Below are 26,904 nucleotides of genomic sequence, written 5' to 3' on the forward strand. Positions count from 1 at the left end.
GCCCGATTTGTTCCGCCCGGTTCGGGATGATAGACAGCGCCATCCCGATCAGAGAGACGCATGCAGACGACGAGCGCGGAGCGCATCCACAGGAACTGCCCGCTATGCGGCACGCCGCCGCCCGGCGGCGCGCCGGTGCGCTATTCGCATCCCGACTGGCCGCTGAAGCAGTGCCCCGAATGCGGCCTCGTCTATCTCGAATACGCCCCCGCCTATGTGCGGCTGGAGGAGGAACTGGGCTTCACCCAGCAATACGAGAAGCAGTGGGAGCGCCGGCTGAAGGAACAGCCGATCCTGGCGCGGCTCGACAAATGGACGATGTGGCGGCTGGGCATGTTCGGCGATCCGACGCCGGCCAGCGGCATGCGGTCCTGGGCCAAGCCGGGGCCGGTGCTCGACGTCGGCTGCGGCACCGGCGACGAATTCGCCAAGCTGCCGGAAGGCTACATCCCCTTCGGCATCGAGATCGAGAAGCGCGCGGCGGCCGAGGCGCAGGCGATCTTCGAGAAGCGCGGCGGCAAGGTCATCCTTGCGGACGGCGTCAGCGGACTGGCGCAATTGCCGGCGGACTATTTCACCGGTGCCGCGATGTGGGGCTATCTCGAACACGAATCCCAGCCGAAGGAAGCGCTGTCGGCCCTGCGCCGCGTCGTCAAGAAAGACGCCGTGGTCGTGGTTAAGGTGCCGAACTACGATTGCTGGAATCGCAGCATCCTGGGCGAGAAATGGACCGGCTTCTGGCATCCCGACCACACGCAGTATTTCACGCCCGCAACCATGGCGCGCCTGGCTAAGGCGTGCGGCTTCCGCGCCAAATTCCGGCTTTATGGCCGCATCCCGCTCAATGACTACATGTATGCCATTTTGACGCCGGCCTGAGCCCGCCTCGCCCGGATCGCGGCAGCCATGCTAGAGCTTGCCCCATGACAGTTTCCACAATGTCCGGCGTACCGGCGCGTCCGCCGGCCACGGACAGCACCACGATCATGACCCGGCTGGCGCGCGACTACATGCGCCAGCAATGGCGCACGCTAATCGTCGCCGTGCTCTGCATGATCGTGACGGCCGGGGCGACGGCCGAAATGGCGCATCTGGTCGACCCCGTGATCAACGACATCTTCCTGCTCAGGCGCAGCGACATGCTGATCGCGCTGCCGCTGGAGATCATGGGCGTCGTGATGGTGCGCGCGATAACCCAGTTCATCCAGCAATGGCTGATGGACAGCGTCGGCGAACGCGCCGTCGCCGGCGCGCAGCGCGACATGCTGTGGAGCATCGTGCACCAGGACATCGCCTCGCTCGCCACCGTGCATTCGGCGCAGTTCGTGTCGAACTTCATCTACGACGCGACGCTGATGCGCGATGCGATCGTGCGCGGCGTGGCGGGTCTCGGGCTCGAACTGATTTCCCTGATCGCGCTGGCCGGCGTGATGATCTACGAGGATTGGCGGCTGGCCGGGATCGCCGTGGTGGTCATGCCCTTCGTCGCCTGGGTGACGCAGATCATCGGCGCCTCGCTGCGCCGCTCCGCCTCGCGGGGCATGGAGAAGACGGCGGAGCTGTCCATCGCGCTGTCCGAGGCGCTGGACGGGCGGCGCATCATCAAGGCCTATGGGCTGGAGGGCCATATCTCCGGCAAGGCGAACGAAAGGCTGGCGCAGCGCCTGCGCTTCCTGCTGCGCGTGGTGCGCACGCGCGCCGCCGCGGTGCCCTCGACCGACCTGTTCGGCGGCGCGGTGATCGCGGCGACCATCGGCTATGCCGGCTACCAGGCGATCCACGGCCAGCTCGGCATCAACCAGTTCGGCTCGTTCCTGACCGCGCTGCTGCTGGCGCTGCAGCCGGTGCGCAACCTGACGCAATTGTGGGCGACCGCCTCGTCGGGCATCTCGGCGGCCGACCGCATCTTCGCCGTGATCGACAAGAAGCCCGGCATCGCCGACCGCGCCGGCGCGAAGGCCCTCGCGATCCAGCCGCCACCGCATGGCGGAGGGATCGCGTTCGACGACGTGTACTTCTCCTACGATGCGCGGGCGCCGTCGATCCGCGGCGTGTCCTTTTCGGTCGCGCCGGGCAAGAAGGTCGCGCTGGTCGGGCCGTCCGGCGCGGGCAAGAGCACGATCTTCAACCTCCTGCTGCGCTTCTACGACATCGAGGCGGGGCGCATCGCGATCGACGGGCAGGATATCGACGACGTCACGCTGGCCTCGCTGCGCGGCGCCATCGCGCTGGTCACGCAGGAGGCGATCCTGTTCGACGAGACGGTGGCGGAGAACATCGCGCTCGGCCGGCTCGGCGCCACGCGGGACGAGATCGAGCGGGCGGCGCGCAACGCGGCGGCGCACGACTTCATCACGGCGCTGCCGGAGGGCTATGACACGCGGGTCGGCGAGGGCGGCCTCAAGCTGTCCGGCGGGCAGCGCCAGCGCATCGCCATCGCGCGCGCCATGCTGCGCGACGCGCCGATCCTGCTGCTCGACGAGGCGACGAGCGCGCTCGACACCGAGAGCGAGCGGCAGGTGCAGGAGGCGCTCACGCGGCTGATGAAGGACCGCACCACCATCGTCATCGCGCACCGGCTGTCGACCGTGCTCGATGCCGACTGCATCTATGTGCTGGACAAGGGCCGCGTGGTCGAGGCCGGCAAGCACGGTGAGCTGATCGCGCGGGGCGGGCTCTATGCCCGGCTCTACCAGCACGATTTCGCCGAAGACGCCGTGGCGGTTTGAGCATGGCGCCGGCGGGTATCCTTCTCTATCGGGCAGTGACGCGGCTTCTGGCGCCGGCGGCGCCGATGCTGCTGCGACGGCGCGGGCGGCGCGGCAAGGAGCATCGCGACCGCGCGGCGGAGCGGCTGGGCCATGCCGGGGCGCCGCGGCCGGCGGGAAAGCTCGTCTGGGTGCATGGCGCGAGCAACGGCGAATGCCTGGCGGCGCTGCCGCTGATCGAGGCGCTGACGGCCAAGGGCATCGCGGTGCTGATGACCAGCGGCACCGTCACCTCCGCCGAGCTGATGCAGGAGCGATTGCCGCCGGGCGCGATCCATCAATTCGTGCCGATCGACACGCCAGGCGCGACGCGGCGCTTCCTCGATCACTGGCGGCCGGACGCGGGATTGTTCGTCGATTCCGATCTGTGGCCGAACCTGATCCTGGGCGCCCATGCGCGCGGCGTGAAACTCGCGCTGGTCAATGCGCGGATGTCGCGGCGCTCCTTCGAGGGCTGGCGCTGGGCCAAGAAGACCGTCGCCACGATCCTGTCGGCCTTCGACGTCTGCCTGGCGCAGGACGAAGAGATCGCCGAACGCTTCCGCAAGCTGGGCGCGCCGGACGTGCGCGTGGCCGGAAGCCTGAAGGAGGACGCGCCGCCTTTGCCCTTCGACGCGGCGAAGCTCGCGGACCTGAAGACCGCGATCGGGACGCGGCCGATCCTGTTGGCGGCGCAGACCCATCCGGGCGAGGACGAGACGATCCTGCCGGCGCAGGACGCGCTGAGGCGCACCCATCCCGACCTGCTGACCATCATCGTGCCGCGCCATCCGTCGCGCGGCGCCGACATCGCGATGCTGTGCGACACGCGCAAGGCGGCGCGGCGGGCGCTGGGCGACGCCATCGCGCCGGACACCGAGGTCTATATCGCCGATACGCTGGGCGAGCTCGGGCTGTTCTACCGGCTGACGCCGTTCTGCTTCGTCGGCGGCACGCTGATCCCGGCCGGCGGCCACAATCCGCTGGAGCCGGCGCGGCTGCACTGCGCCGTGATGGCGGGGCCGCACACGCACAATTCGGCGAGCGCCTATGCCGCGATCTTCGCGGCGCAAGGGCTGGGCCTGGTGCGTTCCAGCGCCGAGATCGTGGCGCTGGCGGCGCGGCTGATTGAGCATCCGGACGAGGCGAAAGCCCTGGGCGACGCGGCGGCGCGCGGCGCGGCGGCGCTGGGCGGCGCCGTCGCCAAAACCATCGACGTCGTCGACATCCTGCTGGGCGGCCATGCGACCGCCTGATTTCTGGACCCGCAAGGATCTCGTCTCGCAGCTCGCAGTGCGGCTGCTGACGCCGTTCGGCTGGCTCTATGGCTTGAGCGTGCGCTATCGCGCGAGCCATGCCACGCCCTACCAGTCGGCGGCGCGGGTGGTGTGCGTCGGCAATCTCACCGCGGGCGGCACGGGCAAGACGCCGATCGCGCTGGCGATCGCGCGCGCGCTGATCGCGCGCGGCGCGCGGCCGGTGTTTCTCACCCGCGGCTATGGCGGCAAGGTGAAGGGGCCGGCCTTCGTCGCGGCCGACGACCGCGCCACCCATGTCGGCGACGAGCCGCTGCTGCTGGCGTCGGTCGCGCCGGTGATCGTCTCCGCCGACCGCGCCGCCGGGGCGAAGCTCGCCGAGGAGCACGGCTTCGACGTCATCATCATGGACGACGGCCACCAGAATTTTTCGCTGGCGAAGGATTTGTCGCTGATCGTCGTCGATGCCGAGGCCGGCTTCGGAAACCATCGCGTGCTGCCGGCCGGTCCCCTGCGCGAGCCGGTGGCCCAGGGCCTGGCGCGCGCCGACGCGGTGATCGTGAGCGGGCTCGGCAATCCGCCGCTGGGCGGTTTCGTCAGGCCTGTGATCCGCGCCACTTTGGTACAGGACAAGAGCGTGGTCGGCGCCGGAACCCGCGTGGTGGCCTTCGCCGGCATCGGCCGGCCGGCGAAATTCTTCGCGTCGCTGGCGGCGCTCGGCGCCGACATCGTGGAGCAGCGGCCCTATGGCGACCACCATGTCTACACGCAGTCGGAGATCGCCCGGATGCGGGCGCGGGCCCGCGCCGAGAACGCGCTTCTGGTCACCACCGAGAAGGACTATGTCCGGCTGACGCCCGCGGAGCGCGAGGGAATTGTCGCGGTTCCGGTACATTCGCAGTTCGGCGACCCGGCCGCGCTGGGCGCCTTGCTTGACAGGCTTGGCGGGCGTGGGCTACCGCCCAAGGCCTGATGACCGACGGGCCAACCCTGCCGCTCGCGATGAAGCTGCGCTATGGCGCGGAAGCGGCGGCGTTCTTTTCGTATATCGGATTCTGCCGGATGCTCGGCCTTGGCGCCGCATCCGCGCTGGGCGGTTTCATCGGGCGAAACGTCTTCTATCGCGTGCGCGGCATCATGAACCGGGCGCGAGAGAATTTGCGCGCGGCCTTCCCGGAGAAGAGCGCGGCCGAGATCGAAGCGATTGTACTGGAGATGTGCGACAACCTGGGCCGCACGGTCGCCGAATACGCCCATCTCGACAAATTCTCCATGCACGGGGAGAACCCGCGACTGGAGATCGTCAATCCCGACACCGGGCGCGACGCGATGGCGAGCGGCAAGGGCGTGATGTTCTTCTCCGGCCATTTCGCCAATTGGGAGATGATGCCGTTCATCGCCCGCCAGCTCGGCTTCGAGGGCGGCGAGGTCTACCGGCCGCCGAACAATCCGATCATCGACCGCTGGCTGGTGGCGCAGCGGATCAAGAACGGCCCCGCCGACCAGATCGCCAAGGGCCCCCGGGGCACGCGCAAGATCTTCACGCTGCTCAGACGCGGCAAGGCGATCTTCCTTCTGACCGACCAGAAGACCAATGAGGGCATCGCGGCGCCGTTCTTCGGCCGCGAGGCGATGACGACGCCGGCGCCCGCGGTGCTGGCGCTGAAGCTGGGCTCGATCCTGCTGCCGGCCTCGAACGAGCGGCTGCCGGGCGCGCGCTTCCGCATGACGATCCATCCGCCGCTCCGGTTCACGCCGACCGGCGACCAGGACCGCGACGTGCAGGCGCTGACCTGCCTGATCAACGACGCGGTGGAGACGATGGTGCGGGCACGGCCGTCGCAATGGCTGTGGATCCACCGCCGCTGGCCGACCGCGCGGGCGCAGGACCAGATCGGCGGGAAACGCAGCGTTCAGGTGCTGCGCGACGAGCCCGCCTAAGGCACCGCCCACCAAATACCCATTGTCATTCGCCGCGAATGCGGCGAACCCAGGTGACACCTTGCGTACGGACGTCAACTGGGTCCGCCGCATTCGCGGCGGATGACACCGTTTGATATTTGCACAATCTGTGTCTCACGCCCTCGGCGGCGCTGGCGTTCGCGTCGAGAGCGACGGGTCGAGCTTCACCTGGAACCAGTTCATCCCCCAATGCAGATGAGGACCCGTGGCGCGGCCGGTCTTGCCGATATGACCGATCACATCGCCGCGCTTCACCGCATCGCCGACAGCCGCGAGGCGCCTGCTCTGGTGCATGTAATGCGTGAACACGCCATGACCGTGGTCGAGCAGCGTGAAGCCGCCTTCGAGATAGAAATCGTCGGTGAGCAGCACCACCGCGTCGGTGGGCGCGTGGATCGGGGTGCCTTCGACATTGGCCATGTCGACGCCGAAATGCGGCGACATCGGCGTGCCGTTGTCGATGCGCTGGCTGCCGAACACCCCGCTCATGATGCCGGGCGCCGGCCAATCGAACGGCTCGGCGAACCAGATGTGCTCGCTGTCGGTGCGGCGCGCCTCGGCGAGGCGGGCATGCTCGCGCTTGATGCGCTCGACGACCTCGGCCGGCGGCGTGACGGTGTTCTGCGGCAGGCCGTTGACGTGCTGGACGTTGTATTGGCGCACCAGCGGCGTCACGTCGCGCGTCTCGGTCGTGCCGTCCGCGAAGATTGCCGCGAGATGGGCCGGCCTGGTCTGGTCCCAGTCGAGGCCGAAGGCGAAGAGCCCGTCGGGCGAGACGTGCAGCGGATTGCCGTCCAGCGTGACGCGGGCGCCGGCTTCGGCGCGGCCGACGACGAGACCGCCCTGCTCCATCGAGCCGGTCAGCGACAGCCGCGCCGGCGCGGCGCGGACGAGCGACGGCGCAAAGGCCACGGCAAGACCGGTCGCCAGCACCCGGCGTCGCGAAATCACTTGGGAGTCTTCCCGGCTTCCTGCATGCGCTTCAGGGCCACGACGGGATTGGCGTAGGGCTCCTGGAGGTCGACGCTCCAATAGCGCAGCGCCTCGATCGGAATGTGCACGCCGGTGACGGCGCAGGGCACGAAGGAGCCGGCCTTCACGACGCGAAATTCGCCGTCGAGATATTCGAGCACGGCCTGGCCTTCGGGGCGGAGATCGCGGTCCATCTTGTTCATGGGTGTCACATTAGAGCCGTTTCACGATGGACGAAATCACAAATTCGGTGTCATGGCCCGCGAATGCGGGCCACCCAGGTGATACGAGCTCAAACCGCGTGGATTTCCGAGAGAGCAACTCCCAAAACTTACGACATCGTGCAGATTTCAACTGGGTGGCCCGCATTCGCAGGCCATGACAGCTAGGGGGTGTTTAGAACAAACTCCCCTGCCCGCCCGGCTTGGGTTTTGTTTTCGGTTTCGGCGGCGCGGCGCCGTCGGAAGTGGCGCCCTGTTCGCCGTCGGCGAAGGTCAGCGTCAGGCGCTCGCCCGGCGCGACCGAGGCGGCGCGGCGGCGGACATGGCCGTCCTCGCCGCGCACCAGCGCGAAGCCGCGCTCCAGCGCGGAGCGGTAGGACGAGCTTTCCAGAACCCGGCCGAGGGATTGAAGATGTTTGCGGCGCTCCGCGAGGTGGAGACGCTGCACGCGGGCGAGCCGCTGGCCGAGCGCGGCGGTGCGCTCGCCGCCGAGGCCGATCTGGCGGGCGATCCGGTTGGGGCGCAGCACGGCGGCGGCCTCGGTCAGGGCGCGGCGGTGCTCCTGCAGGTTGGTGCGCAGCGCCTTGCCGAGATTCTCCCCGGCATAGTCCAAGCGTTGGCGCGGCTGGGCAAAGAGCGCCTCGGCGCGCGGCAACACGCGGGCAAGCTGCGCCAGATGGCGGCGGCGGTCGTCCATGCTCTTGGTGAAGCTGCGCAGCAGGCGGCGGGTGAAATCCAGCGTCTGGCCGAGCAGTTCGGTGCGCACCGGGACGGCAAGCTCGGCGGCGGCGGTCGGCGTCGGGGCACGGACATCGGCGACGAAATCGATCAGCGTGGTGTCGGTCTCGTGGCCGACGGCGGAGATCAGCGGGATCGTGCTCTCGAACACGGCGCGGACGACGGCTTCCTCGTTGAAGGCCATCAGGTCCTCGACCCCGCCGCCGCCGCGCGCGACGATCAGAAGGTCGGGCCGCGGCAGCTTGCCGCCCGGCGTCAGCGCGTTGAAGCCGCGGATGGCGGCGGCGACCTCGGCCGCGGCGCGCTCGCCCTGCACGGGAACCGGCCAGAGCAGGACGCGGCGCGGGAAGCGCGCGTCCAGCCGGTGCATGATGTCGCGGATCACCGCGCCGGTCGGCGAGGTGATGACACCGATGACCTCGGGAAGGAAGGGGAGCTTCTTCTTGTGGCCGGCGTCGAACAGGCCCTCGGCGGTGAGCTTCTTCTTGCGCTCCTCCAGCATCGCCATGAGGGCGCCGAGGCCGGCGAGTTCGACCTGCTCGACCACGATCTGGTAGCGCGAGGAGCCGGCATAGGTGGTGAGGCGGCCGGTGCAGACGACTTCCAGGCCGGCCTGCGGCTTGACCTTGAGCCGCTGCGCCGTGCCGCGCCAGATGACGGCGTTGAGCACGGCCTTGTCGTCCTTGAGGTCGAAATAGACATGGCCGGAGGAGTGAAATTTCAGGCCCGAAATCTCGCCGCGCACGCGGACGAAGGCGAAGGCGTCCTCCACGGTGCGCTTGAGCGCCGAGGAGATCTCGCTGACGGAATATTCCGGCAGGTTGGGAAGCAGGTTGGCGGCGGGTTCGGACATGACTTAGCGGCGACCGCGCTCGGCCTTATAGTCGTATGTTGGATCCCAATCCAACTTGCCAAAGAGGTCGAGTATGGGTCTCTGGCGCGCCGCAATTTGCGCGCGCGTCAGTTTCGCGGGATTCTTCTTGGCGCGCTGCAAGCGGACAGAATCGGCTGGTCGTTTTTTCATCGGCCGCTGAGTTTAACAGAAATGACAATCACACGTGACTTGTTTTTGGCTCTCGCCGCCCTTAGACGCGAAGCATGAAAGTCCTTCTTGTCGGCTCCGGAGGCCGGGAGCATGCGATGGCCTGGGCGATCTCGGCCAGCCCGCTGCTCACCAAGCTCTATTGCGCGCCCGGCAATGCCGGGATTGCTGAGGTCGCGGAGTGCGTGCCGATACCGGCGATGGATTTCGCCGCGCTGGTGGGCTTCGCCAAAGAGACGGGAATCGACTTCGCGGTGATCGCCTCCGACCAGCCGCTGGTCGGCGGGCTGTGGGATGCGTTCGAGGCGGCGGGCATCCGCGCCACCGGGCCGAGCAAGGCAGCGGCGGTGCTGGAGGGCTCCAAGGGCTTCGTCAAGGACCTCTGCGCCGAATACGGCATCCCCACGGCGGCCTACCGGCGCTTCACCGAGGCGGCGGGCGCCAAGGCGTTCGCCGATACGCTCGGCCTGCCGGTGGTGGTCAAGGCGGACGGCTGGGCGGCGGGCAAGGGCGTGATCGTCGCGGAGAGCCGCGGCGACGCGCACAAGGCTATCGACTTCATGTTCGAGGGCGGCTTCGGCGACGGCGGCCATGCGGTCGTGGTCGAGGAATTCATGGCGGGCGAGGAGGCGAGCTTCTTCGCGCTCAGCGACGGCGAGACCGTCATCCCCCTGGCCGGGGCGCAGGACCACAAGCGCGCCTTCGACGGCGACAAGGGGCCGAACACCGGCGGCATGGGGGCCTATTCGCCCGCGCCGGTGCTGTCGCCGGCGATGGAGGCGCTGGCGATGGAGCGTTTCATCAAGCCGACCGCGGCGGCGATGCGCGCCAAGGGTATTGCCTATGTCGGCGTGATGTATCTGGGACTGATGTTCACCAAGGACGGACCGAAGCTGGTCGAATACAATTGCCGCTTCGGCGATCCGGAATGCCAGGTGCTGATGCCGCGGCTGAAGAGCGACCTGCTGACCGCGTTGCTTGCGATGCGCGATGGAATGCTCAAGGACATCGACCTGCGCTGGAGCGACGAGGTGGCGCTGACCGTGGCGATGGCGTCGAAGGGCTATCCCGGCGCCTATGAGAAGGGACAAGTCATCACGGGCCTTGAAGAGGCCGCGCGGCTGCCGGGCGTGCAGATCTTCCATGCCGGAACCGAACGGCGCGACGGCCGCATCGTGGCGGTGGGCGGCCGCGTTCTGAGCGTCACCGCGACGGGCAAGACGGTGGCGGAGGCGCGGGCGCGGGCCTATGCGGCGGTCGATCTGATCCATTGGGACGGCTGTTTCGCGCGGCGCGACATCGGCTGGCGGGCGCTGGCGCGCAGATGAGCAGACCGGTCGAGGCGTTGTTGTTCGACCTCGGCGGCGTGATGACCGAAATCGATTTCGTGCGCATCACCGCCAGGTGGGCCATGCATGCCGGCGAGCCGCATCGCGCGATCCACGCGCGCTTCACGCACGACGAAGCGTATGAGCGCCACGAACGCAACGAGATCAGTGCCGGCGAATATTTCGCATCGCTGCGGAATTCCCTCGGCATCGACCTGACGGACGCGCAATTCCTGGACGGCTGGAACGCGATCTTCGCCGGCATCGTTCCCGGTTTCCCGGACCTGCTGGCGCGCGCCGCCGCCCGCCTGCCGGTCTACGCCTTCACCAACACCAATCGGGCGCACGAGGCGTGCTGGTCGGTTCGGTTTGCCGACGATCTGAAGCCGTTCCGCAAGATATTCGTGTCGTCCACCATCGGGCTGCGCAAGCCGGAGAAGGCGGCGTTCGATCACGTGACGCGGGAAATCGGCGTGCCGCCCGCGCGCATCCTGTTCTTCGACGACAGCCTCGCCAATGTCGAAGGCGCGCGGGCGGCCGGGCTTCAGGCCGTCCTCGTGCGATCCAATGCCGATGTCGCGGCGGCGCTGGAGCCGATCCTGGCGGGGACCTAGGACAACAACGCCGCGCGCCGCCACGGCGTCGCCCGGCGGGCGAGCGGTTGACGCCTTGCCGCCGAAGCACGACAATACTTTGGTCCGCGTTTGCCAGAGTGGAGCCGATGGCCCCCGCCACACGTACATTGATAGAGAAGATCGAGGCTCTTCCCGCCGAAACGATTTCGGAGGTCGAGGACTTCGTGGACTTCGTCGCCATCCGCGCGCGCGACCGCGTGCTCATGAAAGCCGCGGCGCGGATGAGCGAGACGAGCTTCTCGCGCGCCTGGAACAATCCGGAAGACGACGTCTACGATGCCATTTGAATTCGGCGATGTCGTTCTGGTGCCGTTTCCGTTCACCGACCAGACGACATCGAAAAAGCGTCCCGCCGTCATCGTGAGCAGCAATCCATACGGTCAGGCGAAACTGGACGTCGTCCTGATGGCCATCACCTCCCAGCTTCGACCCTCCCCCGGCGGCTATGAAGTCGGCCTGGCCGATTGGCGCGCGGCCGGCCTTTTGAAGGAGTCGGTCGTGAAACCGATTTTCGCGACGGTCGAGAAGAAGCTCGTCCTCAAAACCCTCGGCAGGCTCGGCGGAGCCGACGCGAGCGCGGTCAAGAAAGCCATCGGCGAGATATTGGGCCCCCTCGGCTGAAGCCTTGTGCGCTCCCACCATCCGGTCAAAAATGCCGGCAACCAGAAATTCGAACGGGGAGTGCGGCGATGAGCGAGGCCAGCCGGCAGGAGACTTTTTCCGGGACCAAGGATGTTGCCGGCGCTCATGCCTTCGACGTCAAGAAGCTCGAAGCCTATCTCGCCGACCGCATCGAGGGCTTCCAGACGCCGCTCGAGGTGCGCCAGTTCAAGGGCGGACAGTCCAACCCGACCTATCAGCTCGTCACGCCCAACCGCAAATATGTGATGCGCCGGAAGCCGCCGGGCAAGCTGTTGCCGAGCGCCCATGCGGTGGACCGCGAGTTCAAGGTGATCTCGGCGCTCTATCCCAACGACTTTCCAGTCGCCAGGCCCTATCTGCTCTGCGAGGACGAGAGCATCGCGGGGACGATGTTCTACGTCATGGACTGCGTCGAGGGGCGCGTGCTGTGGGAGGCGCTGCTGCCCGGCATGGAGAAGAAGGAGCGCTGGGCGATCTACGACGCGACGAACGAGACGCTCGCGCGGCTGCACAACCTCGATTACGTGAAGATCGGGCTGGAGGATTTCGGCAAGCCGACCGCCTATGTGGCGCGGCAGATCGCGCGCTGGACCAAGCAGTACCAGCTCTCCGAGACCGAGAAGATCGCGGAGATGGACAAGCTGATCGACTGGCTGCCCAAGCACCTGCCGGCCGAGGGGCGTCCCTCCGTCGTGCACGGCGACTACCGGCTGGACAATATGATCCTGCATCCGACCGAGCCGAAAGTGCTGGCCGTGATCGACTGGGAACTCGCGACGATCGGCGATCCCTTGGCGGATTTCACCTATCACCTGATGCAGTGGCAGATGCTGCCGGGCGGAACGTCGGCCGGAACCCAGTCGCTGATCTCGGCCGACCTGGACGCGCTCGGAATCCCGACCATGGAGCAATATGTGAAAATGTATTGCGAGCGCACCGGACGTCGCGAGACGCCGAACATGGATTATTACGCGGCGTATAATTTCTTCCGCCTGGCCGGCATTCTGCAAGGCATCGTCGGCCGGGTGCGCGACGGCACGGCGGCGAACGCCAACGCGGCGCAGAACGCCGGCGCGGTCCGGCCGCTGGCGGAGCGCGCCTGGCACTATGCCCAGCGCGCCGGCGCGCAGGGTTAAGACTTCGCTAAAGTGCAACCTGCGGGCGCGCGGCAAGCGTTGCTTAACTCCGCCCGGCCTAGATTGTCCCCTCAACGGCAAAAGCCGGTTCCGGGGAAGGCATGAGCGAAGAGGAAAAACGGCTGCAGGCGATGCGCCTCAAGCGCTTCCGCACGCATCTCGATCTCGCCGAGCGCGCGGCGCAGATCGGCCATTGGCGGTTCGACCTCGCCGACGGCGCCTATTCGTGGTCGCCGGGCATGTACCGGCTGCTGGGCGAGACCCCCGACACGCGCAAGCCCGACGCCGAATGGCTGTTCGAGCAGATCACGCCGCAATCGCGTGTCGTGATCGAAGCGGCGCTGACCGAGGCGATCCGCACGCGCTCGCCCTTCACCTATCGCACCTATTCGCGCGATCCCAAGCGCACGGTGCAGGTCGTCGATACCCATGGCGAGGTGGAGATCGGCGAGGACGGCCGCGTCGCCGCGGTGCTCGGCGTCAGCCACGACGTGACCGCCCAGGTCCGCGCCCAGGAGGAGCACGAGAAGGCGCAGGCGATGTATCGCCTGATGACCGAGGAGTCGGGCGACATCGTCATCCTGTACACGACGGACGGCAAGCTGGTCTTCGTGTCGAGCGCGCTCGAACGCATCACGGGGCACACCGCCGACGAGATCCGCGACGGCGGCTACAAGCGCTTTATCCATCCGGACGACCAGGACGAGGCCGCCAAGATGGTCGAGCGGCCGGCGGACGCCGAGACCACGATGGCGACCTGGCGCATCCTGCACCGCGACGGCCATTATGTGTGGCTGGAGACCACGGTCCGCACCGTGTTCGATCCGGCGACGGGCGAGCCCAGGAACGTGATCAGCGTGTCGCGCGACGTCAGCGCGCGCGTCGATGCCGAGGAGGCGCGGCGCAAGGCGGACGAGATGTACCGCGTCATGACGGCGGAATCCTCCGACGTCATCCTGCTGTTCGGCCCGGACCGCAAGATCCTGTTCGCCTCCGAAGCGCTCGACCGCCTGATGGGCCGCACGACCCAAGAGATCGAGAACGGCGGCTGGACGAATTTCGTCCATCCCGACGACCTGGAGCCGCTGCGCAAGCTGCAACTGCCGCCGCGGCGGACGGAGGAGTTCACCGTCGCCTATCGCCTGCGGCGCCGCGACGGGATCTATGTCTGGCTGGAGGTCAAGACGCGGGCGCGCTACGCGCCGGACGGGACCTATCTCGGCTATATCAGCGTGGCGCGCGACGTGACCGCGCGCAAGGAACGCGAGATGGAGGCCAAGGCGGCGCAGGAGCGGGCCGAGACCGCGAACCGGGCGAAGTCGCAATTCCTCGCCAATATGAGCCACGAGCTGCGCACGCCGCTGAACGCGATCATCGGCTTCGCCGACCTGATGAAGGCCAAAGCCTTCGGGCCGCTGGGCAATGCGCGCTATGAGAGCTATGCGACGCTGATCTACGATTCCGGCCAGCTCCTGCTCGACCTGATCACCGACATGCTCGACATGGCGAAGATCGAGGCGGGCAAGCTGGAGCTCAATTTCGAGCGGGTCGATCTCGGCGAGACCATCGCCGACGTGGTGCGCCTGCTCGACGACCGCGCCCATCTGGCCGGCGTGGCGCTGCAGGTCGAGACCGGGACGAAGATGTCGCTCGTCGCCGACCGGCGCGCCGTCAAGCAGGTGTTGATCAACCTTCTCAGCAACGCGCTCAAATTCACGCCCAAGGGCGGCACGGTGACCGTGCACGCCGCGCAGGACGGCGAGCTGGTGCGGGTGAGCGTCCGCGACACCGGCATCGGCATTCCCGAGAGCGAGCTGGGCCGGCTCGGACGGCCATTCGAGCAGGTATGCGCCGATCCCAACCTCGCCAAGAACGGCACGGGGCTGGGGCTGGCGCTGGTGCGCGCTTTGACCGAGCGGCATGGCGGCGGGATGAGCATCCAGAGCGCCGAGGGCATCGGCACCGAGGTGACGGTGACGTTCGCCCTGAAGCCGGCGCAGCGGGCGGCGACTTAGGCCACTCCCTCCCACTGTCATGGCCCGCGAATGCGAGGGCTTTGCATAAGTCGTGGGTTCTGATTCTCTTTTGCGGCGTTGATCGTGGGAGAATCGGATGTCGGAACGCGTGGTTGGGCAGCTGGGTTTTGCCGACCGTGAGGTGTTCGAGGCGGCCGGGAGCAATGCGATGCTCGAACGGGTCGTCTCGCTTGTCGACTGGTCTGCGGTCGAGGCCCTTTTGCAGCCGATCCATGGCGGCACGATGGGCGCGCCGGCCTATCCCTCGCTGATGATGTTCAAGGCGTTGCTGCTGCAGCGGTGGTATGCGCTGTCGGACCTGGCGCTGGAAGAGGCGCTGAAGGACCGGCTGTCGTTCCGCGGCTTCCTGGGCGTTGGACTGGGGGAGACGCTGCCCGATCATTCGAGCCTGTGGCGGTTCCGCGAGGCTCTGGGCCGCGAACTGGCGCAACGGGTGTTCGGCGAGATCGTCCGGCAGATCGAGGGGGCCGGTTTTGTCCTGAAGCAAGGCACGCTGATCGACGCCTCGCTGATCGCGGCGGCGGTCAATCCGCCGCCCAAGCCGCGCGAGCCCTTGGCGCCCGACGCGGATGGCCGCCCGGCGAGCAAGCTCGTCAAAAGCGCGCTCGACGGCGACGCGGCCTGGACCAAGAAGAACGGCGTGCGCCACTTCGGCTACAAGCTGCATGTGGCGATGGACAAGGGCGGGCGCATCCTGCGCCGCTTTCTGTTCACGCCCGCCAACATCAACGAGAGTGCCGTCGCCGATGGCCTGATCTGCGGCGACGAGGCCGCCGTCCATGCCGACAAGGCCTATGACAGCAAGGCGCGCAGCGAGATGCTGGCCGGCTTGGGCATCGAGAACGCCATCATGCGACGCGGCCATCCCAAGAAGCCGCTGACCCGCGCCGAGATCGCCCGCAACAAGCAGCTGGCCAAGCAGCGCGGCGCCATCGAGCCGATCTTCAACCTCTTCAAGAATGTCCATGGCCTGGCCCGCGCCCGATACCGAAGCCTGGCGCGCAACGCCACGGCCTTCGCCCTCGCCGCCGTCGTCATCAACCTCAAGCGATGGGCACAAAGCCAAACCGTCCAGGCCTGAGCCGCCCAAGGCGGGTTCCAACATGCCAACCGGCCAAGACCCGACGGCCGACCAATGCCAAAATCCACTCAAAGCGCCTAACTTATGCAAAGCCCTCGCATTCGCGGGCCATGACACCGTTTTTGTTTGGGCAGACATGAAAAGGGCGGCATCGCTGCCGCCCTTTCCGTTCGATCAAAACCAGCCCTACTCCGCCGCCTGCCGCTTCGGCATCTCGGCGTGCTTGCCGAATTCCAGCCTGGCGAGGGTGCGGCAGTGCACTTCGTCCGGGCCGTCGGCCAGGCGCAGCGTGCGCTGGCCGGCGTACATCTTCGCCAGACCCGGATCGGTCGTCACCCCGCCGCCGCCCCAGGCCTGGATCGCGTCGTCGATGATCTTCAGCGCCATGCGCGGCGCCGCCACCTTGATCTCCGCGATCTCGGTGCGGGCGACCTTGTTGCCGACCTTGTCCATCATGTCGGCCGCCTTCAGCGTCAACAGCCGGCACATGTCGATGTTGATGCGGGCTTCCGCCACGCGCTGCTCCCACACCGAATGCTCGGCGATCTTCTTGCCGAACGCCTCGCGGGTCAGCAGCCGCTTGCACATGATCTCCAGCGCCCGCTCGGCGACGCCGATGGTGCGCATGCAGTGATGGATGCGGCCCGGCCCCAGGCGCCCCTGCGCGATCTCGAAGCCGCGGCCTTCGCCGAGGATCATGTTCTCGACCGGCACCTTCACGTTCTTGAGCTCGACCTCGCCATGGCCGTGCGGCGCGTCGTCATAGCCGAACACCGGCAGCATGCGCTTGACGGTGACGCCGGGCGCGTCGCGCTCGACCAGGATCTGCGACTGGGCGCTGTGGCGGCCGCCGTCCGGGTTGGTCTTGCCCATCACGATCATGATCTTGCAGCGCGGATCGCCCACGCCGGAGGACCACCATTTGGTGCCGTTGACCACGTAGTGATCGCCGCGGCGCTCGATATGGGTCGCGATGTTGGTCGCGTCCGACGAGGCCACCGCCGGCTCGGTCATCAGGAAGGCCGAGCGAATCTCGCCCGCCAGGAGCGGCTTCAACCATTTGTCCTGCTGGTACTTGCTGCCGTAGCGCTCCAGCACTTCCATGTTGCCCGTGTCGGGGGCGGAGCAGTTGAACACCTCCGAGGCGAAGCCGACGCGGCCCATGATCTCGGCCAGCGGGGCGTATTCGAGATTGGTGAGACCGGCGCCGTGTTCGCTCTCGTTGAGGAAGAAGTTCCACAGGCCCTGGGCCTTGGCCTTCTTCTTGAGGTCTTCCACCACCGGCACGACGATCCAGGGATCGCCCTTGGCGCGCGCCTCGTCCATCTGCGCCGCATAGACGGGTTCGGCGGGGTAGATATGGGCGTGCAGGAAGTCGCCCACCTTCTTCATCCATTCGCGTTGCCGCGGCGAATAGTCGAAATCCATTGCAGTCCTCCGTTAGGTCGATATCGAATGGGCGGGACTGTAGCCCGCTCGCCCCCGCCCTGCCAGACGACAAGCGGGACCGATTTGACAGCCGCCTCCCGCCACGGCAAGCAGCGTCCATGCTGCTTTGGGCGGGCGTTTTCCTCATTGTCCTGGGCTTCGGCTGCCTGCCCTTCGACCGGCGGGCGGCGCGCGCGCTCTATGACAAGGAGAGCGCGAGATTCGAGAATTTCCTGGAAGCCACCACGCATTGGGCCAAGGCGGCGCACTGGCTGGTCGCGGCGCTGATCGCGCTGGCCGTCGCGCAGGCGGGGCTGGTGATCTGGGGCGAGAACGAGAGCCTGCGCGAGGCGTCGACCGACGCCTGGGCCTTCATCGTCTGCCTGGGCGTGGGCAGCGCGATCCTGCACAGCATGAAGCTGGTGGTGGGGCGGCGGCGGCCGCGCGACGACATGGAAATGGGAAAATACGAATTTGTCTGGTTCGAGTTCCGGCTGGACTACAATTCCTTTCCCTCGGGGCACGCGCTCACGATTATGACGGTCGCGGTGATCGCGAGCTGCGTGTGGCCGCAACTCGCGGTCCTGTGGTTCGCCATCGCGCTGTGGCTGGGCGTGACCCGCGCCCTTTTGACCGCGCATTTCCTCAGCGACGTGTTCATCGGCGCCGGGATCGGGCTTCTCGCCAGCCGCGAGACCTTGCTATACGTCTTTCCCCAACTCCCGCCGCCCTGGTTCTGAGACATGTTCGCGCCCTTCTTCACGCTCGACGGCTGGATCGCGCTGCTGACGCTCGCCGTGCTCGAGATCGTGCTCGGCATCGACAACATCATCTTCCTGGCGCTGATCGCCAACCGCGTGACGCCGGAGAAGCGCAAGCTGGCGCGGCAGATCGGGCTGGCGCTGGCGCTGGTGCTGCGCATCGCGTTCCTGTCCTCCATCGCCTGGATCATCCATCTGTCCCAGCCGGTGTTCTGGCTGTGGGGCGAGGGTTTTTCCTGGCGCGACATCATCTTCGCCTCCGGCGGCCTGTTCCTGCTCACCAAGAGCACCCGCGAGATCCACGAGATGACCGAGGATTACGAGGAACACGCCCGCAAGCCGGTCGGCTCGCTGGCCGTGGCGGTGATCCAGATCGCGCTGTTCGACATCGTGTTCTCGATCGATTCGGTGGTGACGGCGGTGGGCCTCGCCGAGCACCTGTCGGTGATGATCGCCGCGGTGGTGTTCGCCATGTTCATCATGCTGATCGCCTCGGCCAAGGTCGGCGAATTCGTCGAGCGGCATCCGACGGTCAAAATGCTGGCGCTGAGCTTCCTGCTCCTGATCGGCACGGCGCTGATCGCCGACGCGCTGCACTTCCACATCCCGCGCGGCTATCTGTACTTCGCGGTGGCGTTCTCCGGCATGGTCGAGGCGCTCAACCAGTTCGTGGCGCACCGGCGCGGGCGGCGGAAGAAGAAAGCGCCGGTCGGTGGATCGTAGCTGGTCGCCGGGACGGGTGAACAGCGGCCGCCGGTTCGGCGAGGATCACGACGTCGTCTACACGCTGCTGGCGCGGCTGGAACCGGGGCTGATGGTCGATGTCGGCGCGGCGGTCGGGATAAAGACCCGCCAGATGCTCGAGCACAGCCCAAGGTCGCGGGTCGTCGCCTTCGAGCCGTTCCCCGGCAACCTGTCCTATCTCGAACGCTACGCCGCCGGCGAGCCGCGCCTGACCGTGCGCCCGGTCGCGGTGGCGGACCGGCCCGGACGCGAAACGCTCCATGTCGCGAAAGTGGCAGGCGATTCCGGCCCGGGGCTGCCGCTGCCCGGCTTCTCGCCGGTCGGGCGCCTCGGACGGGGGGCCGGCGGCGTCCGCGTCGCGGTCGACGTCGTGCGGCTCGACGACGAGATCGCCGAGCATGTCCGCTTCCTGAAGATCGACGTCCAGGGCGGCGAGCGGCGCGTGCTGGAAGGATCGGCCGGCCTTCTGGCGCGCCATGGGATCGATCTCGCCTTCGTCGAGTTCAACGGATCGCCGCGCGTGCTGCGTCTTCTGGAGGCGGAGGGCTTCGTCCTGTTCGACAGCCTCTATCTGGCATGGCCGACGCGGCGCTATGTCCGCAACTGGTTCCGCCGCCGGGCGACGCGGATGCCGCGCTGGCAGGGCCTGCGGCACATCCGCAACACGATCGGCGGGCAATCGGCTTTCGTGTGGCCGCCCGTGCCGTTCCGCGGCTTCCGCCTGTACTGCGCGTGGTTCGTCCTGACCCGGATCTTCCGCACCGGGCTGCAGACCGATCTGCTCTGCGTGCATCGCGGTTTTCTCGACCGGTTCTTCGACGCCGTTTCGGGCTGACGCTCTACGAGCCGCGCGCCATCACGCCGGCGCCATCACTTCCAGCCTGGGCGAATGTTCTTCCGGCAGGTTGTCGAGGAGATCGGCGATCAGGTCGCTCTTGACGCCCTTCCAGGCCGGATCGTTCCACAGATTGACGAATTGGTGCGGATCGTTCTTGAGGTCGTAAAGCTCGCCTTCGGTGCCGTCATATTCGATATGGGTCTTGAAGCCGTTATAGGCGGGGAAATGCGTCTCCAATCCGTTCGGTTGGCCGACGGTCGATTTCTCGTAGCGCGTCAGCATCAGCCCGTCGCGATAGAGCGAGCGGAAATGCATGCCGTAGCCGGGGAACTGGCTGTCCCATTCGCAGAAGGCGCGCTGGCGCGTGCCGTCGTCGGTGGCGGGGAGCGCCCTTCCCTGCATCCAGGCGGGCTGTTCGATGCCGGCGATGGCGCAGGCGGTGGCGGCGATGTCGATCTGCTCGACCGGCTGGGTGACGGTCGCGGGCGCGATCCTCGCGTTCGGCGCCGGGCGCCAGATGAAGGGCAGCCGCATCAGCGCGTCGACATGGAACGGGCCCTTGTACATCAGGCCGAAATCGCCCTGCATCTCGCCATGGTCGGTGGTGAAGATCACGTCGGTGTCGTCGTTCCAGCCCTTGGCCGCGATCTTGGCCATGACCCGGCCGACCGCTTCGTCGATCAGCTCGTTCATAACGTGAACCTTGGCGTTGATCTCGCGGATGTTGTCCGGCGTAAGTTGCTGCGGGCGGAAATTCTGCGGCCCGCCTTCGGCGTTGACGAAGCGGCCTTCGTAATATTCGAGCCAATGCGCCGGCTTCATCGCCAGCACCTTGCGGATTTCCTCGGGCGAGCCGGGATGGCCGTCCGGCAGCGGCAGTTCGCGCCAGTCGCAGCGGCGGTTCTCGTCGGCCGGCGGATCCCAGGGATGATGCGGATCGGGGAAGCTCAGCCACAGCATCCAATCGTCCTCGGCGTCCAGCGTGTCGAGCCAGCCGAGCGCCAGGTCGCGCAGCCAATCGGTGTGATAGAGGCCGCGCGCGATATGATGGTTGGTGGTCTCCGGCGCGCCGGTGTCGCCGCCGGGCGAGGCGTTGAGCAGCGGCGGCCAATTGTCGAACGCCTCCTTGTTCTTCTCGCGCAGCCAGCGGCCGTAATGGCCGACCGGGCGGCCGGCGAAGCTGGCGATATGCATCGCATGGATCGCATAGTCGAAGCCGCGCCAGGGGCCGAGATCGCCGTCCCGCTGGCGGAGGTTCTCGCGGAATTTGAACTGCGGATCGAAGCCGGGCTCGAAATGCGCCTTGCCGATCAGCGCGGTCTTGTAGCCGGCCTTGTCCTTCAGATACTGCGCGAAGCTCGGCGCCTCCTCCGGCAGCGGCACGCCGTTGGAGAACACGCCATGGGTGCGGACATACTGGCCGGTCAGCATCGAGGAGCGCGCCGGCATGCAGACCGTGTTCTGGTTGTAGGCGCGGGCATAGTTGATGCCGCTCGCCGCCAGCGCGTCGATGTTCGGCGTGCGGCAAAACTTGTTGCCGTTGCAGCCGAGCGAATCCCAGCGCTGCTGGTCGGTGGTGATGAAAAGAAGCTTGCGGCCCATCCGTGTCAGCCCTTCGCATGGAATGCGAACTTGTATTCCGGTTTGAACTTAGGCAGTGTCCGCACCCGCCGTCAATGAGGGGTTCGCGTGACGCTGTCCATCGACGTGTTCTGGTCGTTCCGCAGTCCCTATTCCTATCTCGCGACGCCGCGCCTGTGCGAGATGGCGGAAGAGTACGACCTGATCGTCAACGCGCGGCCGGTCTATCCGCTCGCGGTGCGCTCGGGCGAGTTCTTCTCCCAGGTCAATCCGATGTGGGTGCCGTATCTGATGCGCGACACGATGCGGATCGCGGAGATGCTCGGCCTGCCCTATCAGTGGCCGAGGCCCGATCCGGTGGTCGTGGACATGCAGACGCGCGCCGCGACGCCGAACCAGCCCTATATCCACCGCCTGACGCGGCTGGGATGCGCCGCCGCCGAGATCGGGCGCGGCATGCCGTTCCTCAAAGAGGTCAGCCACACGATCTGGTCCGGTCAGCACAATGGCTGGAATGAGGGCGCGCATCTTGCCGACGCGGCGAAGCGCGCGGGATGCGATCTCGCGAAGCTGGATGCGAAGATCGAGGCCAATCCGGACAAGTACGAGGCGATCATCATCGCCAACCAGGACGCGCACAAGGCGGCCGGCCATTGGGGCGTGCCGACCATGGTGTTCGAGGGCGAACCCTTCTTCGGACAGGACCGACTCGACGTCCTGCTGTGGCGGCTGCAACAGAAGGGACTCCAGAAACGATGAGACGGATCCTGATCGTCGCCGTCGCGGTTATCGTCGTTGTCGGGGCCGCCGGCTGGCTGGCGCTGCGCTCGGTCGCGGTCGACACCTGGCTGTTCCGGCATTTCGTGCACGCCTCGCTCAGCAGCGGCGACGCCAAGCTGGCCGCGGACGGCGAGCTTTCGGTGCTGCTGGTCGGCACCGGCACGCCCTTGCCCGACGTCGCCCGCGCCGGGCCGAGCACGCTGATCGCGGCGGGCTCGCATCTCTATCTGGTCGATGCGGGAGTCGATTCGGCGCGCAACCTGCTGCTTTGGAAAGTGCCGCTGGACAGGATCGACGGCGTGCTGATCACCCATCTGCATTCCGACCATATCGGCGGGCTGGCGGAGATCCGCCTGCAGACCTGGGTCGCCGGCCGCAAGGCGCCGCTCAAGGTCTATGGACCGCCGGGGATCGAGCGCGTGGTGGCGGGCTTCAACGAGGCCTATGCGCTCGACGATGGCTATCGCACCAAGCATCACGGCGCGGCGATGCTGCCGCCCGAGGGCGCGCTGCTGGTCGCGGTGCCGGTGATCATTCCCCCCGATGCCAAGACCGCGCCGGTGTTCGACGCGCTGGGGCTGAAAGTGACGGCGATCCGCGTGAAGCACGAGCCGGCCAATCCGGCCTATGGCTATCGCTTCGACTTCGACGGGCGCAGCGTGACGGTGAGCGGCGACACGATCTACGACGAGGACCTGGCGCACGCGGCGAACAATACCGACGTGCTGGTGCATGAGGGACTGGCGCCGGAGCTGGTCGGGATCATGGAGAGCGAGATGCTGGCGGCGGGCCGGCCGCGCCCGGCCAAGATCATGCACGACATCCCGGGCTACCATACGTCGCCGGTCGATGCGGCGAGGATCGCCAACATGGCGCATGCCAAGCTTTTGCTGTTCACGCATCTATTGCCGATCCTGCCCAACGAGATCGCGGTGCGCGCGTTTTTGAAAGGTGTGGACGCGGTGCGGCCGGATGGCGTGACGGTCGGGCATGACGGGCTGATCGTGCGGCTGCCCGGACATTCGACCGATATCGAGGTGGAGGATATTCAATAAAGGTGTCATGGCCCGCGAATGCGGGCCACCCAGGTGACGACGCCTCGGTGCCGTTTTTTTGGAGCCCTTGGTCCTGCAAAATCGATGCAGACTTCAACTGGGTGGCCCGCATTCGCGGGCCATGACAGCTTTTTTTATTTTCCACTTTCCATAGCTTATTTTCTCCGTGTACGGAAGAAATCCTTCAGCAACGCCCCCGCCGCGTCGGCGTCGCCCGCTCTCGCCACGAGCGGGCGGTGGTGGCAGGTGGGCTGTTCGAAGAATTTCGGCCCGTGCAGGACCGCCCCGCCCTTGGAATCCTCCGCCGCGAACACCAGCCGCGCCACGCGGGCCAGGCTGATCGCCCCGGCGCACATGGCGCAGGGTTCCAGCGACACGTAAAGCGTGGTGCCGAGGAGGCGCTCATTGCCGAGCGCGGCGGCGCCGGCCCGCAGGACGAGAATCTCGGCATGGGCCGTCGGATCGTGGCGTTCCACGATGCGGTTGCCGTCTTTCGCCAGAACCTGCCCTTCCGCCGACAGCAACACGGCGCCAACCGGCACCTCGCCGCGGGCGGCGGCGGCTTGGGCTTCTGCTATCGCGAGTGCTATGGCTTCGTCGTCATCCATCGCCGAGATCCGATTTGGCCAAGACTAGCACGCCCAGATGGTCGCCCAAGACCGATGCCGAGCCGATCGAGCAGATCGCGGAGGACACGGGTAAGACCGGCGAGCGCATCGCCAAGGCGATCGCCCGGGCCGGCATCTGCTCGCGCCGCGACGCCGAGAAGATGATCGCCGAGGGCCGCGTGGCGGTGGACGGCGAGACGCTGACCTCCCCGGCCCTGAACGTGACCGCGCTCAACGTCATCACGCTGGACGGCAAGCCGATCGCGGCCAAGGAGCAGACGCGGCTATGGCGCTATCACAAGCCGTCGGGCCTGGTGACCACGCACAAGGACCCGCATGGCCGGCCGACCGTGTTCATGAGCCTGCCCAAGCAATTGCCGCGCGTCGTGTCGGTCGGGCGGCTCGATTTCAATTCCGAAGGCCTCCTGCTGCTGACCAATGACGGCGACATGGCGCGGCGGCTCGAACTGCCGGCGAGCGGCTGGACGCGGACCTATCGCGCGCGGCTGTTCGGCAAGGTGACCCAGGCCGATCTCGACAAGCTGGCGACCGGGATCACCATAGACGGGGTGAAATACGGGCCGGTGGTCGCCGATCTGGAACGCTCCAAGGGGATGTACTCCTGGGCGAGCGTGCAGCTCAAGGAAGGCAAGAACCGCGAAGTGAAGCGGCTGATGGAACGGCTGGGGCTGAAAGTGGCGCGGCTGATCCGGGTGCAGTACGGCCCGTTCCATCTCGGCCATCTCGCCGAGGGCGCGGTCGAGGAAGTGCCGGCGAAGCTGTGGCGCGAACAACTCGGCATCGGACGCAAGAAGCGCTCTTAAGTTCCCCCTCCGCCCTTCGCGCCTAACGGCGCTACGGGCACCTCCCCCGCCAGCGCTCCGCGCGCGGGGGAGGACGACCTCGCAACGGAACCGAAGCGCGTCGGCTCGCGTTGGCCTGTGGCAACCCCGCAAGGAATTCCACCATGGCCATTCTGGACGTCTTCTCGTCTTCCGACGCCAAGCGCGCGAAGCGCGCCAACGGCGCACGCGCCGAAGCCGGCGACACGGACATCCTCGACACGCTCAAGGAGGAGCATGACGAGGTGAAGGAACTGCTCGGCAAGCTGGTCGATACCGAAAAGGCGGCGGAGCGCACGTCGCTGGTCAAGCAGATCAAGGCGGCGCTGATCCCGCATGTCCGCGCCGAGGAGAAGGTCGTCTACGACGCGATCATCGCCCAGCGCGACAAGGATTCGAAGGTTGACGGCAACGAAGGCTATATCGAGCACAAGCATGCCGACATCGCGCTCAAGCGGCTGGACACGATTCGCCCCGCCTCGTCGCCCGAGTTCACCGCGGCGGCGAAGGTGCTGAAGGAGCTCGTCGAACACCACATCGAGGAAGAAGAGAGCAATGTGTGGCGCGACGTGCGCAAGGCGTTCGACGGCGACGCGCGCGTCGAGATGAACCGCAAATTCGAGGCGGCGAAGAAGAAGGTGAAGGTGGCGTGACCGGTTTCCTCCCCCCTTGTCATGGGGGAGGTGCCGAGCGTAGCGAGGCGGAGGGGGCCATGCCGGCGGTTGAGCGCGCGGCTGCCTCCTCCCCCGCTTCGCGGCCGAGCTAACGTTGCGTAAGCGCCCGGCCCAGCCCTGGATTTTGATCCCGATCAATCTTCCCCATGGCCATTTCAACTGACAATATGTCAGCGGAATGCGCTAGAGTTTAAAAAACAGGGAGATGGGATCGTGACCGCAACGGATGTGCTTGAGCGGCCGGCGGCCGGGCAGAAGGCCGAACATTTCGACGTGCTGATCGTGGGTGCCGGCATTTCCGGCGTCGGCGGGGCCTACCACCTCTCCAAGCAATGTCCGGATCGCAGCTTCGTGGTGCTGGAGAGCCTGGAGAGCTTCGGCGGCACCTGGCTGACGCACAAATATCCTGGCGTCCGCTCCGACAGCGATCTCTACACTTTCGGCTACCGCTTCAAGCCGTGGACCGGCCATCCGATCGCGAGCGCCGGCGAGATCCTGAAATACATGGGCGAGGTGATCGCGGAGAACGAACTCGCCAAGCATATCCGCTATCGCCACAAGATCCTGTCGGCTGAGTGGTCTAGCAAGGACAGCCGTTGGACCATCGAGGCGGAGCTCGGCGACGGTTCGCGCAAGACCTACACGGCGAACTTCCTGTGGATGTGCCAGGGCTATTACCGTCACTCCGAAGGCTATACCCCGCGCTGGAAGGGAATGGAGCGCTTCAAGGGCCGCATCGTGCATCCGCAGAGCTGGCCCGAAGACCTCGACTACAAGGGCAAGCGCGTGGTGGTGATCGGCTCGGGCGCGACGGCGGCGACGCTGGTGCCGGCGATCGCCGGCGATTGCGAGCACGTCACGGTGCTGCAGCGCTCGCCGACCTATTTCATTCCGGGGCGCAACGCCAACGACCTCGCCGACCAGCTCCGCCAGCTCGAGGTCGACGAGACCTGGATCCACGAGATCGTGCGCCGCAAGATCAATTACGACATGGCGGCGTTCACCAAGATGGCGTTCGAATATCCGGACGCGGTGAAGACCGAGCTGCTCAATGGCGTTCGCGCCCATCTCGGACCCGACTACGACATGAAGCATTTCACGCCCAACTATCTGCCGTGGCGCCAGCGCATCGCCTTCGTGCCGGAGGGCGATCTCTTCAAGGGGATCAAGGCCGGCAAGGCCTCGATGGTTACCGACGAGATCGAGACCTTCACCGAGGACGGAATCCTGACGCAGGGCGGCATCGAGATCAAAGCCGACATCGTGATCACCGCGACGGGGTTCAATCTGAACGTGCTGGGCGACATCGACTTCGCGGTCGACGGCGTGCCGCTCGATTTCTCCAAGACCGTGACCTATCGCGGCATGATGTTCACCGGCGTGCCCAATCTGGTGTGGGTGTTCGGCTATTTCCGCGCGAGCTGGACGCTGCGGGCCGATCTGATCGGCGATTTCGTGTGCCGGCTGCTCAACCACATGAAGGCGAAGGGCGTGCGCCGCGTCGTGCCGGCGCTCAGGCCCGAGGACAAGGACATGACGCTGGGGCCGTGGATCGATCCGGAGAATTTCAATCCGGGCTATCTGATGCGCGGGATGCATCTGCTGCCGCAGCGCGGCGACAAGCCGGAATGGCAGCACAGCCAGGATTACTGGACGGAGAAGGACCAGTTCCCGGCGATCGACCTGGATGATCGGGCGTTCGTCTACGGGTAGCCGGTCCGCCCGGAACCCTAGAACTCGATGTGGTTTGGCATTTTCCCGATGGGCTGTTAGAAGCCGCGCGCGCCATTCACCGAG

Annotated in this window: 26 protein-coding genes; 20 read left to right on the plus strand and 6 right to left on the minus strand. The window is 66.8% G+C overall.

All coding sequences use genetic code 11. From position 1 onward, the window contains the following. Nucleotides 1-60 precede the first annotated feature (60 nt). From WDM86_20220 to WDM86_20240, 5 genes are read left to right on the plus strand one after another with little or no spacing between them, the layout of a single operon-like run. The gene (locus tag WDM86_20220; GenBank protein MEI9992349.1) at nucleotides 61-879 is read left to right on the plus strand and encodes a methyltransferase domain-containing protein; all 819 of its coding nucleotides are present in this window, start codon (nucleotides 61-63) and stop codon (nucleotides 877-879) included. A gap of 44 nt (nucleotides 880-923) precedes the next feature. Then, complete coding sequence (locus WDM86_20225) at nucleotides 924-2,729, plus strand: ABC transporter ATP-binding protein (GenBank protein MEI9992350.1); 1,806 nt, start codon at nucleotides 924-926, stop codon at nucleotides 2,727-2,729. 2 nt (nucleotides 2,730-2,731) lie between these two features. Beyond that, nucleotides 2,732-4,003, plus strand: a complete 1,272-nt coding sequence (locus WDM86_20230; protein MEI9992351.1) for a glycosyltransferase N-terminal domain-containing protein — start codon at nucleotides 2,732-2,734, stop codon at nucleotides 4,001-4,003. Continuing rightward, nucleotides 3,990-4,976, plus strand: a complete 987-nt coding sequence (gene lpxK / locus WDM86_20235; GenBank protein MEI9992352.1) for a tetraacyldisaccharide 4'-kinase — start codon at nucleotides 3,990-3,992, stop codon at nucleotides 4,974-4,976. Before WDM86_20230 ends, lpxK begins: the two co-directional genes overlap by 14 nt. Beyond that, nucleotides 4,976-5,944, plus strand: a complete 969-nt coding sequence (locus WDM86_20240) for a lysophospholipid acyltransferase family protein (GenBank protein ID MEI9992353.1) — start codon at nucleotides 4,976-4,978, stop codon at nucleotides 5,942-5,944. Before lpxK ends, WDM86_20240 begins: the two co-directional genes overlap by 1 nt. A 135-nt stretch (nucleotides 5,945-6,079) precedes the next feature. On the opposite strand, the gene WDM86_20245 is transcribed toward WDM86_20240, so the two are convergent. The 3 genes from WDM86_20245 to xseA all read right to left on the minus strand — a co-directional run bounded on the left by WDM86_20245 (nucleotide 6,080) and on the right by xseA (nucleotide 8,749). Next, nucleotides 6,080-6,916, minus strand: a complete 837-nt coding sequence (locus WDM86_20245; GenBank protein MEI9992354.1) for a M23 family metallopeptidase — start codon at nucleotides 6,914-6,916, stop codon at nucleotides 6,080-6,082. Continuing rightward, entirely contained in the window at nucleotides 6,913-7,140 is a 228-nt protein-coding gene (locus WDM86_20250; GenBank protein MEI9992355.1) for a DUF2093 domain-containing protein, read from the minus strand. The genes WDM86_20245 and WDM86_20250 overlap by 4 nt, the downstream gene beginning before the upstream one ends. A gap of 193 nt (nucleotides 7,141-7,333) precedes the next feature. Continuing rightward, nucleotides 7,334-8,749, minus strand: a complete 1,416-nt coding sequence (xseA, locus tag WDM86_20255) for an exodeoxyribonuclease VII large subunit (protein ID MEI9992356.1) — start codon at nucleotides 8,747-8,749, stop codon at nucleotides 7,334-7,336. A gap of 245 nt (nucleotides 8,750-8,994) precedes the next feature. On the opposite strand from xseA, the gene purD reads away from it, so the two are divergent. The 7 genes from purD to WDM86_20290 all read left to right on the plus strand — a co-directional run bounded on the left by purD (nucleotide 8,995) and on the right by WDM86_20290 (nucleotide 15,796). Beyond that, the gene (gene purD / locus WDM86_20260) at nucleotides 8,995-10,266 is read left to right on the plus strand and encodes a phosphoribosylamine--glycine ligase (protein ID MEI9992357.1); all 1,272 of its coding nucleotides are present in this window, start codon (nucleotides 8,995-8,997) and stop codon (nucleotides 10,264-10,266) included. Next, on the plus strand, nucleotides 10,263-10,880 hold the full coding sequence (locus WDM86_20265) for an HAD family phosphatase (GenBank protein ID MEI9992358.1): 618 nt from the start codon (nucleotides 10,263-10,265) through the stop codon (nucleotides 10,878-10,880). The genes purD and WDM86_20265 overlap by 4 nt, the downstream gene beginning before the upstream one ends. Before the next feature lie 107 nt (nucleotides 10,881-10,987). Then, on the plus strand, nucleotides 10,988-11,188 hold the full coding sequence (locus WDM86_20270) for a hypothetical protein (GenBank protein MEI9992359.1): 201 nt from the start codon (nucleotides 10,988-10,990) through the stop codon (nucleotides 11,186-11,188). Beyond that, nucleotides 11,178-11,522: a type II toxin-antitoxin system PemK/MazF family toxin gene (locus WDM86_20275; protein ID MEI9992360.1), complete on the plus strand. Its 345-nt coding sequence runs from the start codon at nucleotides 11,178-11,180 to the stop codon at nucleotides 11,520-11,522. Before WDM86_20270 ends, WDM86_20275 begins: the two co-directional genes overlap by 11 nt. A 68-nt stretch (nucleotides 11,523-11,590) precedes the next feature. Next, nucleotides 11,591-12,679, plus strand: coding sequence for a phosphotransferase family protein (locus WDM86_20280; GenBank protein ID MEI9992361.1), 1,089 nt, complete (start codon nucleotides 11,591-11,593; stop codon nucleotides 12,677-12,679). A 101-nt stretch (nucleotides 12,680-12,780) separates the two neighbouring features. Further along, the gene (locus WDM86_20285; GenBank protein ID MEI9992362.1) at nucleotides 12,781-14,694 is read left to right on the plus strand and encodes a PAS domain S-box protein; all 1,914 of its coding nucleotides are present in this window, start codon (nucleotides 12,781-12,783) and stop codon (nucleotides 14,692-14,694) included. 97 nt (nucleotides 14,695-14,791) lie between these two features. Continuing rightward, nucleotides 14,792-15,796 carry an IS5 family transposase gene (locus WDM86_20290; GenBank protein MEI9992363.1) on the plus strand — a complete coding sequence of 335 codons (1,005 nt, stop codon included), beginning with the start codon at nucleotides 14,792-14,794 and terminating at the stop codon, nucleotides 15,794-15,796. Between the two features lie 186 nt (nucleotides 15,797-15,982). Here WDM86_20290 and WDM86_20295 read toward each other — a convergent pair whose 3' ends face one another. Beyond that, entirely contained in the window at nucleotides 15,983-17,224 is a 1,242-nt protein-coding gene (locus tag WDM86_20295; protein MEI9992364.1) for an acyl-CoA dehydrogenase family protein, read from the minus strand. Between the two features lie 119 nt (nucleotides 17,225-17,343). On the opposite strand from WDM86_20295, the gene WDM86_20300 reads away from it, so the two are divergent. From WDM86_20300 to WDM86_20310, 3 genes are read left to right on the plus strand one after another with little or no spacing between them, the layout of a single operon-like run. Next, nucleotides 17,344-17,964 (plus strand): phosphatase PAP2 family protein, encoded by a 621-nt coding sequence (locus WDM86_20300; protein ID MEI9992365.1) that lies wholly within the window; start codon nucleotides 17,344-17,346, stop codon nucleotides 17,962-17,964. Nucleotides 17,965-17,967: 3 nt separating this feature from the next. Continuing rightward, nucleotides 17,968-18,708, plus strand: a complete 741-nt coding sequence (locus tag WDM86_20305; protein MEI9992366.1) for a TerC family protein — start codon at nucleotides 17,968-17,970, stop codon at nucleotides 18,706-18,708. After that, complete coding sequence (locus WDM86_20310; protein ID MEI9992367.1) at nucleotides 18,698-19,564, plus strand: FkbM family methyltransferase; 867 nt, start codon at nucleotides 18,698-18,700, stop codon at nucleotides 19,562-19,564. The genes WDM86_20305 and WDM86_20310 overlap by 11 nt, the downstream gene beginning before the upstream one ends. A 21-nt stretch (nucleotides 19,565-19,585) precedes the next feature. On the opposite strand, the gene WDM86_20315 is transcribed toward WDM86_20310, so the two are convergent. Further along, a complete protein-coding gene (locus tag WDM86_20315) occupies nucleotides 19,586-21,169 on the minus strand; it encodes a sulfatase-like hydrolase/transferase (protein MEI9992368.1) in 1,584 nt (527 codons plus the stop codon). Nucleotides 21,170-21,256: 87 nt separating this feature from the next. Between WDM86_20315 and WDM86_20320 the strand changes: the two genes are divergently transcribed. Then, nucleotides 21,257-21,907, plus strand: coding sequence for a 2-hydroxychromene-2-carboxylate isomerase (locus WDM86_20320; GenBank protein MEI9992369.1), 651 nt, complete (start codon nucleotides 21,257-21,259; stop codon nucleotides 21,905-21,907). Then, nucleotides 21,904-22,983, plus strand: coding sequence for an MBL fold metallo-hydrolase (locus WDM86_20325; protein MEI9992370.1), 1,080 nt, complete (start codon nucleotides 21,904-21,906; stop codon nucleotides 22,981-22,983). The genes WDM86_20320 and WDM86_20325 overlap by 4 nt, the downstream gene beginning before the upstream one ends. Nucleotides 22,984-23,138: 155 nt before the next feature. Here the strand turns inward: WDM86_20325 and WDM86_20330 are convergent, their stop codons facing one another. Beyond that, nucleotides 23,139-23,591: a nucleoside deaminase gene (locus WDM86_20330; GenBank protein ID MEI9992371.1), complete on the minus strand. Its 453-nt coding sequence runs from the start codon at nucleotides 23,589-23,591 to the stop codon at nucleotides 23,139-23,141. 14 nt (nucleotides 23,592-23,605) lie between these two features. Here WDM86_20330 and WDM86_20335 point away from each other — a divergent pair, with 14 nt between their 5' ends. The 3 genes from WDM86_20335 to WDM86_20345 all read left to right on the plus strand — a co-directional run bounded on the left by WDM86_20335 (nucleotide 23,606) and on the right by WDM86_20345 (nucleotide 26,820). Then, the gene (locus WDM86_20335) at nucleotides 23,606-24,415 is read left to right on the plus strand and encodes a pseudouridine synthase (protein ID MEI9992372.1); all 810 of its coding nucleotides are present in this window, start codon (nucleotides 23,606-23,608) and stop codon (nucleotides 24,413-24,415) included. A 143-nt stretch (nucleotides 24,416-24,558) separates the two neighbouring features. Then, on the plus strand, nucleotides 24,559-25,086 hold the full coding sequence (locus tag WDM86_20340) for a hemerythrin domain-containing protein (GenBank protein MEI9992373.1): 528 nt from the start codon (nucleotides 24,559-24,561) through the stop codon (nucleotides 25,084-25,086). A gap of 234 nt (nucleotides 25,087-25,320) precedes the next feature. Next, the gene (locus WDM86_20345; GenBank protein ID MEI9992374.1) at nucleotides 25,321-26,820 is read left to right on the plus strand and encodes an NAD(P)/FAD-dependent oxidoreductase; all 1,500 of its coding nucleotides are present in this window, start codon (nucleotides 25,321-25,323) and stop codon (nucleotides 26,818-26,820) included. Nucleotides 26,821-26,904 lie beyond the last annotated feature (84 nt).

It is taken from the genome of Rhizomicrobium sp., assembly GCA_037200045.1.
In the GTDB taxonomy this organism is placed as follows: Bacteria; Pseudomonadota; Alphaproteobacteria; order Micropepsales; family Micropepsaceae; genus Rhizomicrobium.

Excerpts from the sequence above, each read along its gene's own strand:
- WDM86_20220 (MEI9992349.1), top strand. The coding sequence starts at position 61 with ATGCAGACGACGAGCGCGGAGCGCATCCACAGGAACTGCCCGCTATGC.
- WDM86_20225 (MEI9992350.1), top strand. The coding sequence starts at position 924 with ATGACAGTTTCCACAATGTCCGGCGTACCGGCGCGTCCGCCGGCCACG.
- WDM86_20230 (MEI9992351.1), top strand. The coding sequence starts at position 2,732 with ATGGCGCCGGCGGGTATCCTTCTCTATCGGGCAGTGACGCGGCTTCTG.
- lpxK (MEI9992352.1), top strand. The coding sequence starts at position 3,990 with ATGCGACCGCCTGATTTCTGGACCCGCAAGGATCTCGTCTCGCAGCTC.
- WDM86_20240 (MEI9992353.1), top strand. The coding sequence starts at position 4,976 with ATGACCGACGGGCCAACCCTGCCGCTCGCGATGAAGCTGCGCTATGGC.
- WDM86_20250 (MEI9992355.1), bottom strand. The coding sequence starts at position 7,140 with ATGAACAAGATGGACCGCGATCTCCGCCCCGAAGGCCAGGCCGTGCTC.
- xseA (MEI9992356.1), bottom strand. The coding sequence starts at position 8,749 with ATGTCCGAACCCGCCGCCAACCTGCTTCCCAACCTGCCGGAATATTCC.
- purD (MEI9992357.1), top strand. The coding sequence starts at position 8,995 with ATGAAAGTCCTTCTTGTCGGCTCCGGAGGCCGGGAGCATGCGATGGCC.
- WDM86_20265 (MEI9992358.1), top strand. The coding sequence starts at position 10,263 with ATGAGCAGACCGGTCGAGGCGTTGTTGTTCGACCTCGGCGGCGTGATG.
- WDM86_20270 (MEI9992359.1), top strand. The coding sequence starts at position 10,988 with ATGGCCCCCGCCACACGTACATTGATAGAGAAGATCGAGGCTCTTCCC.
- WDM86_20275 (MEI9992360.1), top strand. The coding sequence starts at position 11,178 with ATGCCATTTGAATTCGGCGATGTCGTTCTGGTGCCGTTTCCGTTCACC.
- WDM86_20280 (MEI9992361.1), top strand. The coding sequence starts at position 11,591 with ATGAGCGAGGCCAGCCGGCAGGAGACTTTTTCCGGGACCAAGGATGTT.
- WDM86_20285 (MEI9992362.1), top strand. The coding sequence starts at position 12,781 with ATGAGCGAAGAGGAAAAACGGCTGCAGGCGATGCGCCTCAAGCGCTTC.
- WDM86_20290 (MEI9992363.1), top strand. The coding sequence starts at position 14,792 with ATGTCGGAACGCGTGGTTGGGCAGCTGGGTTTTGCCGACCGTGAGGTG.
- WDM86_20295 (MEI9992364.1), bottom strand. The coding sequence starts at position 17,224 with ATGGATTTCGACTATTCGCCGCGGCAACGCGAATGGATGAAGAAGGTG.
- WDM86_20300 (MEI9992365.1), top strand. The coding sequence starts at position 17,344 with ATGCTGCTTTGGGCGGGCGTTTTCCTCATTGTCCTGGGCTTCGGCTGC.
- WDM86_20305 (MEI9992366.1), top strand. The coding sequence starts at position 17,968 with ATGTTCGCGCCCTTCTTCACGCTCGACGGCTGGATCGCGCTGCTGACG.
- WDM86_20315 (MEI9992368.1), bottom strand. The coding sequence starts at position 21,169 with ATGGGCCGCAAGCTTCTTTTCATCACCACCGACCAGCAGCGCTGGGAT.
- WDM86_20325 (MEI9992370.1), top strand. The coding sequence starts at position 21,904 with ATGAGACGGATCCTGATCGTCGCCGTCGCGGTTATCGTCGTTGTCGGG.
- WDM86_20330 (MEI9992371.1), bottom strand. The coding sequence starts at position 23,591 with ATGGATGACGACGAAGCCATAGCACTCGCGATAGCAGAAGCCCAAGCC.
- WDM86_20340 (MEI9992373.1), top strand. The coding sequence starts at position 24,559 with ATGGCCATTCTGGACGTCTTCTCGTCTTCCGACGCCAAGCGCGCGAAG.